A 12,100-nucleotide genomic window follows, 5' to 3' on the forward strand; every position below is an offset into this window, starting at 1 on the left:
GGGAAGGATCAGCGCTCGCCCAGCAGGCGCTGGCTGAGTTCGAAGGCGCGCTCGGGCGTGACGGTCGCCTGGCCCGCAGCGGCGGACAGGTGTGCTGCGGCACGGCGGCATTCGCGGCGGTGGTCCGCCTTGCGGCCGGCTGCGTGGGCACCGATGATTCCGGTGCGGATGTCGCCGGGCAGCGCCGCGAAGTGCTTTTCGCACAGGCGCTGCCAGCGTTTGCGCGTGGTGTTGCAGCCGGGAACATCGCAGAGGTGGGCTTTAGGCACGGGCATTCTCCTTGCCGGGGTGGAATGGTGGCCGCTCGATCGCGGGCAGAGGCACGGCGTAAAGCGGTGCGCCGTCGATGGTGGGGATGACTGGCGGCTCCAGAATTTCGATGCCGCCGAGGTGGCCGGGGCGCACGCGCACGAGCCCGCGCTCCACCAATCCGTGCAGGAGGCGGTGCACACCCGACTTGGATTTGATGCCCAGAGCGTGCGCGCAGCGGCTGTACGAAGGCGACGCGCCGCCATGGGCAAGCTGATAGCCATGCACGTAACGCAAGAGCGCGAGCTGGTGGGGGGTGGGCGACATTCTCACGCGCCGACCCGAAGCAGTTCCGCAGCGGCGATCTCGGCCTTGCGCCGGCCCATGTTCCACCAGATGTGTGACCGGCTTTCCTCGCGGTAAGGATTTGCCGGGGCCGGCCCGTTCTTGAACCGCGCGGCGATCACGGCGTCGCGGGCTTCGCGCTGGACGCGGGTGGATACCATCATGGGGCGATCCACTTCGCGAGCTGGGCAACAATCACCACGGTGCCGAGCATCACGGCGGCGCCGGTCAGGGTTGGCAGGAGGCGGCGTTGATAGAAGCCGGCCAGCAGTGCGACGCGCCGTTGCAGCGAGTCCAGTTCGTGGTCCCGCTCAAGGACAATTACGTTGCCTTGCCGGGTCACTGGAGCGGTTCCCGCGACGGCAGGTCGATCGCGCAGCCGGCGCAGAATGCATAGATGTCCGCGCCGACCTTCTCGATCTCCCATCCTGTCGGCAGGGTCGGGGTAGGGCGGTGTTCCACCACTTCGCAGGCCGTGCATTGGAACGTGAACGGGATCGGCCTGCGCATGGCGGCGCGCGCTTTCGCGGCGGTGGTCTGTGGGTTCGTTGTGGGCATGGCAAACGTCCGGCATCAGAGGGAAGAGGACCAGGTGGACAGCTGCTCGGTCAGGCACGATCCCGCCCAGGCGAGCAGGGCCATTCCCGCCGCGATCGCGAAGGTGAGCAGGCCGGCTGTCAGCGCAGGCGAAATGTCGGTGGCAGCGGGATGGCGCGGTGCGCATTGCGCGCAGCGGCAATAGGCGGCGTGGATACGAGGCTTGGACATCAGGCAGCGCTCCTCAGCTGCGCCGGGGCCGTGCTGGCCTCGGCGCTCTTGCGCGCCAGATCGGCGCGGATTTGGTGGGTGATGGCGGCGTAGAAGTGGACGTCGCTCTCGGGCTCGAGGTGCCAGCGCAAGGCGATGACATGCTGGGCCTGCAGGGCGAGCGCGAGCGAGAAGCCGCCATGTTCGCTGGCGATCTCGGCGATGGTGTCGATGCTGGCGTCCAGCGCGGCCTTGCGGGCATCAAGCGTGGCGAGGTGGGCGCGTTCGCCCTGGCCGCTGACGATCCACGTCCAATCGGCGACGATCGCGGCATACGCAGCCAGCTGGGCATCGGCGGTGGCCTGTTCCATCGTGCCGGCGCGCACCAATTCGGGGAACCGGCGCTGGCGCGATGCCAGCATGCCCTCAGCCATTGCGAGCAGGTCGGGATAATCCCCAGCGGCCCACGGCGGGTCCTGCACGTTGAGACCGCGCCAGATGCCCTTGGCGAAGCGTTCCATGAAGCGGGGGCGGTTCATATGATCCGCTCCGCCTTCTTGGGTTGTTCGAAGACCCAGCACGACATGACGCGCCCTGCCGGGTTGTTGACGTTCTTTGTCGCCAGCCATTTGCGGGATTTGGAATTGCGCAGCAGCTTCTTGAGCTGGTCCATGTTCGGCGGCGCGATGCCGGCGTTGCGGCAGCGGGCTTCGAAGTCGACCAAGTTTACCGCGATCTGGGTTTCCCGATCGCGGTGCTGGTTGACCGAGGTGCCGTTGGCGTGATCGTCCGGCTTCTCGCGCTCGACCAGATATTGAACCTTGTCCCAGAAATCGGAGACGACGGGGTGGTCACCGCCGCATGAATTCTGGCGATCGAGCGCCATTCCATCGACCAGCCTGAGCGTTTCTTCGATCCACTCGGGCCGGATCGAGGGAAACAGCGCTTCCAGCGCCTCCACCCCGGCGGCGAGCTGGCTGTGGCATTTGATCGGGCGCGTGTTGTGCAGCCCGTCCACCCGCCGAGGCATGTCCTGATCATGGTGGGCGAACCGCTCGAAATAGAAGGGGAGGTATTTCGCCTCGCTGCGGATGACGTGGACGATGGTCCCCGACAGCTCTTCGATCGGCCAGCCTTCCAGCTTCACCGCTGCCGCCTTGGTCGCCGGGGAAAACCGCGACTTGTCGATGTCCATCGACATGAGGCGCTCAAGCACCGCGGGGATCGCGTCGATCCGCTCGTTCTGCATGAGGTATATCGAGCCGAGAAAGGGCGGCTCATTGGTTTCGTAGCCGCCGCTTTTCTGGCCGGTGCCGCGCGGCGAGCGCCCGTTGTAGAGGACCAGCAGCTCGTTATAGTCGAACTGCTTGTAGCCGCCCCGCTTGTCGTCATCGCGGCCACCCTCGATCAGGCCGACCGGGAGATTGGATACCTTCATCAGGCTGCGCGCGAGGAATGCGACGGTGCCCTTGTTAGGGTCGAACCCTTCGTATCCGGCGCGTCCCGCCAGCTTCCACAGGAACTCGATAAGGGTGGACTTGCCCGAGCCGGGCAGGCCGGTGATTTCGAGGAAGCCGAGCGACTTGTGCTTTTCGCGGATCTGCACCGCGAAGAACGACATGGTGAAGAATGCCAGGGCGACCAGCCCCTTGGGGCCGTAAGCCGTCCACAGCACGGACACCCAATCGAAGCCGATCTTGTCCGCGTCGTAGTGAATTTCGAGCAGGCGCTCCGCGCTGCGCAGCTTCACAGCCTGCTTGCCGAAGTCGAAATACTTTTCCTGATTGAGATCGACCAGGCGACCATCGCGCACCGCGATATCGCCGAGCAGCCACGCGCGGTGCGGGGCGGAATACCCGGTGAATGGCACAGGCTCGACCACCTTGAGGCCGCGCGTCTGATTGCGGATCAGCCGGTCCAGCTGCTCGCCGCTACCCGTCCACGTGCCGGCGAATGCCATGAGGCGCTTTTTGAATTCGCCCGAGTTCGCGCATGCCGAGGACGAAAAGCGCGCCTTGACGGTGGGTTCGGCGCCGGGAAAATCGACCTGCAGGAAGTAGTTGGTTTCGTCCGCGATCTCGTCCCGCTCACGATAGAGCAGCTTGAAAGCGCAGTTCGCGATCTCCTCGATCATGAGATTGCGCTTCTCGTCGTCGTCGTAGCTGACCTTGCACCACCACAGGCTGTTGCCGTGGCGGAAGTCGAACGAGGCCAGCTTGCGGCGCTCGTGCAGCATCTTCGCCTTTTCGCGCGGCGATGCGGCGATGGTGACAGCGCCGTTCCACAAGTAGGTTTCGATGGCGTCCGGCCCCAGAGGGGCACGATCCCTGTCACCGCGCCATTCGAGATGATCGAGGAGAAGGTCGTTCCAGTCCTTCGTGGTGCCTTCGCCATCGGGGCGCACCTGGGCGGCGGTGGCATCCCAGCCTTCGGCCCTGGCCTGCCTGACGAACCGGCGCGACCAGCTGACGCCGGCTTCGCCCGGATCGAATGCAAAGACGAGGCGGGGGCGGGTGGCGCGCTGGATGCCCTGCAAGCCGCCCCGGAGCATCGCAAGGAAGTGTTCGGGCCAGAAGTTGCATGACATCGCCGAGACGGCGATCAGGTGCGCGCCCTGGTGGAGCGCGGCGGCGTTGAAGATGCCTTCGGTGATCCAGATGTCATCGGCGCGCGCGAGATCCTCGAGCGAGATCTTGGGCGGGATCCAGCAATGGCCACCGGGCTTGCCGCCGGCCGCGAAGTGGGCCTTCTTTTCGAACCGCCCCGGCTTGTCGATGATGCGTTCCCAGTAGGTTGGGCCGACCGGGAAGCGGACAGTGGCGCTGGTTTCGCGCGTCTTGCGGTCCTGATAGACCTCCTGCGTGTAGGCACCGCGCAGCAACTGGAGATCGAGCCCGCGCTCATTGAGCAGGTAGGCGTCGGCGGAGGCGTGCGGGTTTTCGTCGGTGCGGGGATGGCGCTTCGACCAGTCTTCGAACAATTCCGGCAGCAGGTTGCGGACGCTATCTTCCCACTGGCACTTGCCTTTGCCGCACCGAACGATCTTGGGTTCTTTGGCGGCGCAGAAAACCGAGGGTTTCCGGCACTCCGGGCACACGCCCTCCTGCAGCCATTCCCCGCCGGTCTTCTTGAATTTAAAGCGGGCCGTCAGGCCCTTTATGATTTCGTCCTGCAGGTTCACCGGTCGGCGACCTCGCGGGTGCAGGTGATATCGAGATCAAAGCCGAGCCAAGCAAACCAGAACCGCAGGCCCTTTGCCCGCCGGTTAAGGGAGCCGTGGTAGATGGTGATGCGCTCGACTGCGGCGCGCGGGATGATGTTGGCAGGCAAAGCTTCCCCCTCGGCTGCAGCGCAGCCGTTTGAATTTCGGTAGTGTGTGGTGGTCCGGTGGCCGTCAGGCCGGGGCGAACATGCTCATCTGATCGTCTGGCCCATCGCGTTTAGGCGGCAGGACGTGGGGTATCTGATCTGCCGGGCATTGCGGCAGGTTCAGGTCAGGCCGGTCGATCAGGCCGGGGTTGAAGCTGTGCACGAACACGATCTCGGACATGAACGTGTGCCCGCAGCCGGTGTTGGTGCAGTGCGCGTGCAAGTGCTTGACCGTCACCGTCACGCGGGTGCTGCGGCGGATGAAAGCCGGCGCTTCGCACTTTGGGCAGGTGATCAGCGCGCTATCCTTTGACAGCGCGCCGCCGGACCGCAGGCGAAAATCAAGCGGGGCGTGGATCAATGGACCGCCGCGCAGTATTCCTTCACCACTCATTGCCGTTGTCCCTCCGCTTCCTTCTTGTCCAGCGCGGCCAGGCCATCGGTGAGGCTTTCAATCGCTTCGTGGACTTCCTGCCGGGCACGGCGGCGCAGGCGCGCGTCGGACGAGCTGCTGGCGGTGATCAACGCTGCTACCGCCTCGCCGCCTTCCTTGGCCACCTTGCCCGCGACAGCGGCCAGGCTGTGATCCGCACCGTCACGCCCGGCAATGTCCAGGCGCAGGGCGTGGAGCCGGTGGAACGGGGCATGATCGCCGCCGTGGTCCATGAAGGCGCGATCAAGGCGCTCGGCATCGATCAGCCGGATTTCCTTTTCGCAGTCCGGGTCGGACCAGTATCGAACCGTGCGTTCGGAGGTAACACCGCAGATGGCGGCGCAGCGATCCCACCCGATGCGCGCGGCAATCCGGGTCAAGGTCCATTCGTATGTGAGGGGTTCGCGCACCTTGGTCACGCCCGCGCTCCGTTCAAAATCTGGCGGCGATTGACCGCGACCGGTGCTGCCCGCCCGTCTATCCCGTTGCGACGCGAACCGGCGCAGTGATCGACGCCGGACCAGCGTGAGGACGCCTCGGGCATTTCGACAGGGTAGATATCGGGGCGCAAATGATGACGAGAAACGCCGGTCGCGGCTTCCACGCGCAACACATATTCGGCGGGGATGCGCTTGGAGCTTTGCACCCACTTCCAGACGGCGGGCTGACCGACACCGCAAATCCGCGCGAGCGCGGATTGCGATCCCGCGATTTCAACGGCTTCCGAAAGGGCTTCGTAGGGGGTTGGTGCGCTGGACATAGGCGCATCTATAACAACGTCTATTCCCTAGGCAATAGATAAATTGAACTATCATCCTATTCCAATGGTTATAGGGTCGAGTGCGATGACGCTCGGCGCACGGATCAAAGAACGGCTTGAAGCAAAATGCCTGTCGCAGGCCGAATTGGCGCGGCGCGTGGGAGTGTCACAGCCCAGTATCAATCATCTCATCAAGCGCGGGGCGGGGGGATCATCTCATCTCCACAAGATCGCAGCGGTGCTTGAAACGACCCCGGCTTATCTTTCCGGCGAAACTGACGATGCCAGCGAAGGATATGTCCCGGTTCCCTCTACGGAACTGATCGCGGCAGAGCTGGGGCTGGTGCCTGTGCGGGAGCTGGATCTGAATTTCGGGATGGGAGCCACGTTTCTGGATGTGCCGGTGACGGAAAACGTCCGGCATTTTCCTATCGAGTTCCTGCGCCTTTACACCCGCGCCGCCCCGGACCAGCTGTTCTTCGCCCAGGGCATGGGCGATTCCATGGAGCCGACGATGCGCGATCAGGACCTGCTGCTGGTCGACTGCTCGCAGACATCCATCAAGCTTGCCGATAAAATCTGGGCGATCAGCTACGCCGGTTTCGGCTCCATCAAGCGTCTGCGACCCCTGCCGAACGGCGGGGTGGAGATGCTGTCCGACAATCCGCACGTGCCAAACGCCGTTGCGTATGACGGTGAAATGCACGTGATTGGCCGTGTGGTGGCGATCGTCAGGAAGATGTGAACCGGCGGGACGTGGGCAGCGTTCGGCAGGTTCGATGAACGGGGGAAGTTTGTTGCCTAAAAAGCCGAGGTCGAACGAAATCGCATGTCCGCGATGCAAGGAGCCTATCTCTATCAGTGCCGAGATATGCCCGTATTGCCGTACGGAATTTACCCGCGAGGAAGTTGCAAACCGAAAAAAGGAGCACTGGCAGAATATTCTGGGCGGCTGCATTTTGTTGATCGTGCTGCTCTGCGCCGTGACTTATTGTTCGGGTAAATCTGAAAACCTTACTGAGGCCGATGACGCCAATCTTACAGCTGAGCTGAAGGCAGCGCGATACCCAACAGGGAAGTCAGAAGCCGCAAGCGCTAAAGTCGAAGCGCCAGCTAACAGCCTGACCGGTCCGCAGAACAATGCCGCCAGATCCGCAGCAGAGTATCTCGATACGGGCGCTTTTTCGCGCGATGGCCTCATTCACCAGCTCTCGTCAGAGTATGGCGCCGGGTTCGATGTATCTGATGCGACCGTCGCAGTTGATAGTCTAAATGTTGACTGGAACCAGCAAGCTGAAAAGTCTGCGAGGTCATACCTCGAAATGTCGGGCTTTTCCTGCAGCGGGTTAATTCAACAACTGTCATCAGACCATGGGGCGCAATTCACCAAGAGCCAGGCAACTTACGGTGCGCAGCAAGCCGGGGCCTGTTGAGCGTATCAAGCGCTCTCCAGCGAAATCCGCTGCTTGAGCCCGGCGCTGCCGTGGGTGGTGTCGATCGAGACCACCAGCCACTTGATCGCATCGATCCTGCTGTTCCATCCTGACAGGGTGACCGGCAGGTTGTTCTGCAGGCGCGGATCGGCCACGGCCAGTTCGTATTCGAACTGATAGGCCCCGCGCTGGCGCTTGGCTGCTTCCGCTTCGGTCGCCTGTTTCGCGTCCGCCTCGCTGGGGTAGCTGCGTTTCAGGCGCTTGGCCTTTTTCCCGCCGGTGGAGACCGTCTTGCGCTCTCCGCTGTCCTGATCGTGCCAGGTTGCTTCCGCGCCATCGTAATCGTCGCGCTGGGCGCGGGTGAAGCGCCAGGACCAGCCATCGCGCTTAGTCAGGGTGATCGCGGCCAGTGCCTTGCCGCTGGCGGTGGTGGCGCTGCCCACCGGCATGAAAATCAGCTGGCGGTCCTTCCATGTGGCGACCGCATCATAACGGCTGCCCAGGTCCTTGACCAAGGCCATGTCGCTTTTGCCCTGCTGATCAAGCGTGGCGACGGGCTTGCCGGCCAGATCGGGATGCACCTGCGCGGTGATGCCATTGCGCCCGGCGACGGTTTCAAGGATCGCGCCCACGGTGGTGTCCTGCCACACCTGCGTGCGCCGCTTGCGATAATCGCCGTTCAGGTCTGCCGAGCGGGCAGTGATCTGGATCTGATCGGGCGGGCCGGTCATCTCCACTTCGTCCACGGTGAAGCGGCCCTTGTCGACCAGGCCAAGCGGCACGTCGGCGCCGGACGTCCAGCCCAGCGCCAGCGCGATGACCTTGCCGGGTTCGGGCATCTCCAGCTTGCCGTCCGCGTTCTGCAAGGTGAGGGACAGTTCGTCCGCCTCGCCGCCGCGCTTTTCGGACAGCGACAGTTCGACAAACCGGGGGTTGATCCTGTCCGCCAGATCCACGCCATCGAGCGTAAGGCGAAGGCCGGCGATGTTCGCGTCCGCCATCAGTCCACCCGCGTCAGTTTGATCTGGAATTCCACGGCGCGCGGGATCCCGCCGGCCAGCACCATGCGATGGCCGGTATCCAGCTGGTCAATCCGAAAATGGCCCAGCACCCGCCCGGTGCCATCCACCAGCGGCCAGTTGCCGCCTGTGTCCGCCATTTCCACCAGGCGATCGAGCGCGCTGTAGCTGCCCGCGATTTCGGGCACCAAGACACCGGCGAGCGTGATGGTATCTTCGCCGGGGCCGACGAACTGCGTGGCTGGCCGGGCCATGTGGCGATCGGTGCCTTCATGGCGCCAAGCCTGGCTGCGCTGGAGATCGGCGTAGGCGGCAGTGTCCATCCCGAACAGGAACATGCCGAGCGTGAGCAGCTGGGCGGGCGACATCATGGGAAGCGAGGCCATCAGCGATCCTCGTATTCTGAGCGGCGCTTCTTCTTTTTGCGGCGCTCAATAGTTTCGATGATACGATCGGCAAATGCTTCCGCGCTTTCGCCCGGCTGCTGCTTGATGTGGAGGTGGTAGGTATCACCAGCGCCCACGCCGCCGTTCGATCCGGGCCGCGCCGCCGACTGCATTGGGGTGAGCGACATCACGCCCGCCGCCGCCACGCCGCTGGCCATCCGTCCGATCGCGCGCACCGGGCCATGCCGGTTGCGATCGATGCCGCGTTCTAGGCCGGCGGTCAGGTGTCCGCCCATCGCCATGAACAGGCGGGACGGCGACTTGATACCGAAATACTTCTTGAAGGCAGCAACGCCGTTCTTCGCCACTTCGATCAGCTTGTTGGCCAGCGCCATCGGGTTGATCATCAGCAGCAGGCCGCTCATCATCATCGAGCCGATGTTCCTGAGCCAATCGGGCAGGCCGCCGATCGTCTTTTTCACCCATGCGACGCCGCCCCAGAACGCGGCCTTGATCTTATCCCAATGGGTATAGATCAGGTATGCGGCGCCCGCGAGCGCGGCGACGATCAATGTAATGACCAGCACGATCGGATTGGCCATCATCATCATGCCCGCCTGCATCACGCCGCGCGCAAGGAACATGGCAGCGATGCGGATCATCCCGAAGCCCCGGCTCAACATGCCGCCAGCACGGATGCCGATGTTGGCAAAGCGACCCAGCAGGATCCCGAACTTCGAGACACCGTCCACTTTGCGGAAAAACGGGATAACGCGCGCGAGCGGCCCGAGAATGCCGCCGAGCGCGAACTGGGCAGCGCCGAGACCGATCTTCAATGTGATCAGCGCCGCCACGCTTTTCATGAGGGCACCGGCCAGCTGAGGGTTGGCTTGCGCCCAATCAGCAAATCGGCCGACCAGATGCGACACGTTGCCCATCACGTCCGTCATCACCGGCAGCAGCGTGGTGCCCAGCACGATCGCCAGGCGGGAGGCGCTGCCCATGAACGTGCGCCATTGGACGGTGGCATCGCGAGCCGCCCGCTGGCCGAAGGCTTTGTCCACCGTGCCGCCTGACCGCATCGCCTGCTGACGGATATCGCGGTATTCCTCCATGTTCTGGATCAGCGCGAGGATGCCCATGCGGGCCTGCTGGTCTTCGAACGCGAAGCCCAGCTTCTTCATGTCACCGCCGGTCGCCTTTTTGGTGATGAGCGATATGGCTTCGAGTGAGCTGTAGCCTTCATCGGTAAACTTCTTCATCGCGGCAGGCAGGTCGATCCCGAAGTTCTTCCTGAATGCGGCGATCGTGCCGGGTGCGTTGATCTTGCCCAACAGGTTCTGGATATTGTTGCCCGCTTCATCGGCACCGCCCGCCGTGTGCATAGCCACCTGAAGTGCAGCGGAAAGATCGGCGACGGCGGGCATGCCCTTTTCCCCCAGCGCCTGCATCTGCGCCGTGAGGGCAGGGAAATAGCGCGCCATGTCGCGCACTTCGAAGCCGCCCGCGTTGCCAGCTGCGGCCATGGCATCAAAAATTTGCGCCGTCTGGCTGCTGGCGACCTTGAGGTTGCTGATGGCTGCGAAGGCGGAGTCCGCCGCGTCGGGAAGTTCGACTTTGTACGCGGTCGCCAGGCGTCCGGCGGGACCGATAGCCTGGGTGGCGGCATCGAGGTTCATGCCCTTGGATAGCAGCACGTCCAGCCCGGCGCGCATGTCCTCGGGCATCTGTTTTGCCGACGCCGACAGGGCGAGGATCTTGTTGGCGAAAAGATCGGTTTGCCGATTTGTGAGGCCGGTTTTCTGTTGGATATCCACCATGCCGGATGAGAAATCGCCTGCAGCCTTAACGGCGAGGATCAGCGGCGCTGCCATCGCTGCGCCTTGCATAACGTTGCTCTGGCCCTGCGACCGCAGTTCCTGCCCCCGGTTGAGCATCGCCTGACGATCAGCCGCGATCTCCAGCAACCGCCGCTGGCGAGCCAGCTGCTGGTTGGTGCCGGCGATCGAGCGTTCGAGCGCACGTTCGCGGTTGATCAGCTCGGTCATGTTGCCTGAGCCGGCCGCGATTGCACGACGCACGCCGGCAAGCTCTCTCTCAAGCTTGCGCGATTCGCCAGTTAGCTGGCGTAGCGAAGTGGAACCGCGCCGGCCAAGGCCGACGATGTTGCGCAGCGCGCCGGACATCTTGTCCACGCCGAGGAAGTTCACCACCAGGGAGAGCTTGCTACTCACGATCCGCCCTCCTTGCTGGCGTGCATCCGGTTCCAGATGGCGATGGCGCGTTCACGCCAGTCCAGCAGGTCATCGATCGGCATTGCCGCCAGTTCGCTCAGCGGCCAGTGAAAGACCGCAGCGATTTCCGCGATCAGGTCGTTGGCCGATGCTGGGCCATCAGCGCCTCGATCGCGGCTTGCTCCGCCTTCGTCATAAAAAAACCGCGAATGGTGCCGCCGATCTCGGACAGGTCTTCCGGCTCAAGATCGTTCACTTCGTCGGCCAGCAGCGGCGGTTCCGAGATGCGCGGGATCAGGGTCAGCAGCGCGGTGACATCGGTGCTGATGATGTCCTGCAACGTCAGGTTGCGCAGCTCGCCGGCCTTGGGCTTGCGGATGGTCAGCTGCTCGATCGTGGTGCTGCCGCGCACGATGGGCGTGCCCAAGGTAACGGTGCTGAAGCGGTTGCGCGGTTCGGTGGCGGCGGCAATGTCGGATTGATCGGCCATGTGCGGGGCTCCAGTTGGGCGGGGCGGGTAAGGCCGGGGAGGGGGAGAAGATTGGCGATCCTCCCCGGCCAGCCATCCAGGCAGCGCCCCGCAACAGGACTGCCCGATGGATCTGCAACGAAGTGGATCAGCTCAGCAGGATCGCCATGATCTCGGCGTAGCGATCGATGCCGTCGACGATGAAAACGCCGTTGAGCATGTCGATCTCGACCTCGACCACGCCATCGACGACGCGGCGGTAGTAGGCGACGGGGACGGTGTATTTGTGTTCCGTCCCTTCGCCCGGCTTGCCCTTGCCGAGGTCGATTTCGGAGAACCGGCCACCTAGGTAGATTTCCACCGCCTGGGCGGCGCTGCCATCGTCCGCACGGTAGGCAGCGACAAGGCGCAGCTGCACGCCATCGATCGCGGTGGTGCCGAACTTGCGGATGAGCGCAGCGGTGTGACCACCCATCGTGAGCGTGGCTTCCTGCGCTTCCAGCCCCATGTCCTGCTTGACCGGGCCCAGCATGCCGCCGCCCCGCCAATCATCGGTGGCGATGGCGAGCTTGGGCTCTTCAAATTCCCCGATATCGCCGAGGAAACCCTGCCCATCGGCGTAGGCGTTGATGTTTACGAGCTTGCGCGGCATGCCC

At 63.8% G+C, this 12,100-nt stretch carries 20 protein-coding genes; 2 read left to right on the forward strand and 18 right to left on the reverse strand.

What is annotated here, in order from left to right:
- Positions 1-8: 8 nt before the first annotated feature.
- The 12 genes from ASE49_RS01010 to ASE49_RS01060 all read right to left on the reverse strand — a co-directional run bounded on the left by ASE49_RS01010 (position 9) and on the right by ASE49_RS01060 (position 5,903).
- Positions 9-269, reverse strand: coding sequence for a hypothetical protein (locus ASE49_RS01010; RefSeq protein WP_156370009.1), 261 nt, complete (start codon positions 267-269; stop codon positions 9-11).
- The gene (locus ASE49_RS01015) at positions 262-582 is read right to left on the reverse strand and encodes a LexA family protein (protein ID WP_162234208.1); all 321 of its coding nucleotides are present in this window, start codon (positions 580-582) and stop codon (positions 262-264) included. The genes ASE49_RS01010 and ASE49_RS01015 overlap by 8 nt, the downstream gene beginning before the upstream one ends.
- Positions 579-758 (reverse strand): hypothetical protein, encoded by a 180-nt coding sequence (locus ASE49_RS01020; RefSeq protein WP_056767681.1) that lies wholly within the window; start codon positions 756-758, stop codon positions 579-581. Before ASE49_RS01020 ends, ASE49_RS01015 begins: the two co-directional genes overlap by 4 nt.
- A complete protein-coding gene (locus tag ASE49_RS01025; RefSeq protein WP_056767685.1) occupies positions 755-937 on the reverse strand; it encodes a hypothetical protein in 183 nt (60 codons plus the stop codon). The genes ASE49_RS01020 and ASE49_RS01025 overlap by 4 nt, the downstream gene beginning before the upstream one ends.
- Positions 934-1,152, reverse strand: a complete 219-nt coding sequence (locus tag ASE49_RS01030) for a hypothetical protein (RefSeq protein WP_056767689.1) — start codon at positions 1,150-1,152, stop codon at positions 934-936. Before ASE49_RS01030 ends, ASE49_RS01025 begins: the two co-directional genes overlap by 4 nt.
- A 15-nt stretch (positions 1,153-1,167) precedes the next feature.
- Positions 1,168-1,362, reverse strand: a complete 195-nt coding sequence (locus tag ASE49_RS01035; RefSeq protein WP_056767693.1) for a hypothetical protein — start codon at positions 1,360-1,362, stop codon at positions 1,168-1,170.
- Entirely contained in the window at positions 1,362-1,880 is a 519-nt protein-coding gene (locus ASE49_RS01040; RefSeq protein ID WP_056767696.1) for a hypothetical protein, read from the reverse strand. The genes ASE49_RS01035 and ASE49_RS01040 overlap by 1 nt, the downstream gene beginning before the upstream one ends.
- Positions 1,877-4,522 (reverse strand): toprim domain-containing protein, encoded by a 2,646-nt coding sequence (locus ASE49_RS01045; RefSeq protein ID WP_056767700.1) that lies wholly within the window; start codon positions 4,520-4,522, stop codon positions 1,877-1,879. The genes ASE49_RS01040 and ASE49_RS01045 overlap by 4 nt, the downstream gene beginning before the upstream one ends.
- On the reverse strand, positions 4,519-4,671 hold the full coding sequence (locus ASE49_RS17975) for a hypothetical protein (protein WP_156370011.1): 153 nt from the start codon (positions 4,669-4,671) through the stop codon (positions 4,519-4,521). Before ASE49_RS17975 ends, ASE49_RS01045 begins: the two co-directional genes overlap by 4 nt.
- A gap of 64 nt (positions 4,672-4,735) precedes the next feature.
- A complete protein-coding gene (locus ASE49_RS01050; RefSeq protein ID WP_082456231.1) occupies positions 4,736-5,104 on the reverse strand; it encodes an ogr/Delta-like zinc finger family protein in 369 nt (122 codons plus the stop codon).
- Complete coding sequence (locus ASE49_RS01055; RefSeq protein WP_056767707.1) at positions 5,101-5,562, reverse strand: hypothetical protein; 462 nt, start codon at positions 5,560-5,562, stop codon at positions 5,101-5,103. The genes ASE49_RS01050 and ASE49_RS01055 overlap by 4 nt, the downstream gene beginning before the upstream one ends.
- The gene (locus ASE49_RS01060; RefSeq protein WP_082456232.1) at positions 5,559-5,903 is read right to left on the reverse strand and encodes a transcriptional regulator; all 345 of its coding nucleotides are present in this window, start codon (positions 5,901-5,903) and stop codon (positions 5,559-5,561) included. The genes ASE49_RS01055 and ASE49_RS01060 overlap by 4 nt, the downstream gene beginning before the upstream one ends.
- A gap of 85 nt (positions 5,904-5,988) precedes the next feature.
- Here ASE49_RS01060 and ASE49_RS01065 point away from each other — a divergent pair, with 85 nt between their 5' ends.
- Entirely contained in the window at positions 5,989-6,648 is a 660-nt protein-coding gene (locus ASE49_RS01065) for an XRE family transcriptional regulator (RefSeq protein WP_056767710.1), read from the forward strand.
- A gap of 34 nt (positions 6,649-6,682) precedes the next feature.
- Complete coding sequence (locus tag ASE49_RS17555) at positions 6,683-7,336, forward strand: Ltp family lipoprotein (protein ID WP_082456233.1); 654 nt, start codon at positions 6,683-6,685, stop codon at positions 7,334-7,336.
- 5 nt (positions 7,337-7,341) lie between these two features.
- On the opposite strand, the gene ASE49_RS01070 is transcribed toward ASE49_RS17555, so the two are convergent.
- From ASE49_RS01070 to ASE49_RS01090, 6 genes are all read right to left on the reverse strand, one after another.
- Complete coding sequence (locus tag ASE49_RS01070; RefSeq protein ID WP_056767713.1) at positions 7,342-8,337, reverse strand: contractile injection system protein, VgrG/Pvc8 family; 996 nt, start codon at positions 8,335-8,337, stop codon at positions 7,342-7,344.
- Positions 8,337-8,741, reverse strand: coding sequence for a phage tail protein (locus ASE49_RS01075; protein ID WP_235522776.1), 405 nt, complete (start codon positions 8,739-8,741; stop codon positions 8,337-8,339). Before ASE49_RS01075 ends, ASE49_RS01070 begins: the two co-directional genes overlap by 1 nt.
- The gene (locus tag ASE49_RS01080; RefSeq protein ID WP_056767717.1) at positions 8,741-10,975 is read right to left on the reverse strand and encodes a phage tail tape measure protein; all 2,235 of its coding nucleotides are present in this window, start codon (positions 10,973-10,975) and stop codon (positions 8,741-8,743) included. Before ASE49_RS01080 ends, ASE49_RS01075 begins: the two co-directional genes overlap by 1 nt.
- On the reverse strand, positions 10,972-11,112 hold the full coding sequence (locus ASE49_RS17560; protein WP_327195740.1) for a GpE family phage tail protein: 141 nt from the start codon (positions 11,110-11,112) through the stop codon (positions 10,972-10,974). Before ASE49_RS17560 ends, ASE49_RS01080 begins: the two co-directional genes overlap by 4 nt.
- Positions 11,109-11,465, reverse strand: a complete 357-nt coding sequence (locus tag ASE49_RS01085) for a phage tail assembly protein (protein WP_056767721.1) — start codon at positions 11,463-11,465, stop codon at positions 11,109-11,111. Before ASE49_RS01085 ends, ASE49_RS17560 begins: the two co-directional genes overlap by 4 nt.
- A 127-nt stretch (positions 11,466-11,592) precedes the next feature.
- Positions 11,593-12,096: a phage major tail tube protein gene (locus ASE49_RS01090; RefSeq protein ID WP_235522777.1), complete on the reverse strand. Its 504-nt coding sequence runs from the start codon at positions 12,094-12,096 to the stop codon at positions 11,593-11,595.
- Positions 12,097-12,100 lie beyond the last annotated feature (4 nt).

Origin of the sequence: Novosphingobium sp. Leaf2 (genome assembly GCF_001421325.1) — a bacterium.
Taxonomy (GTDB): Bacteria; Pseudomonadota; Alphaproteobacteria; order Sphingomonadales; family Sphingomonadaceae; genus Novosphingobium.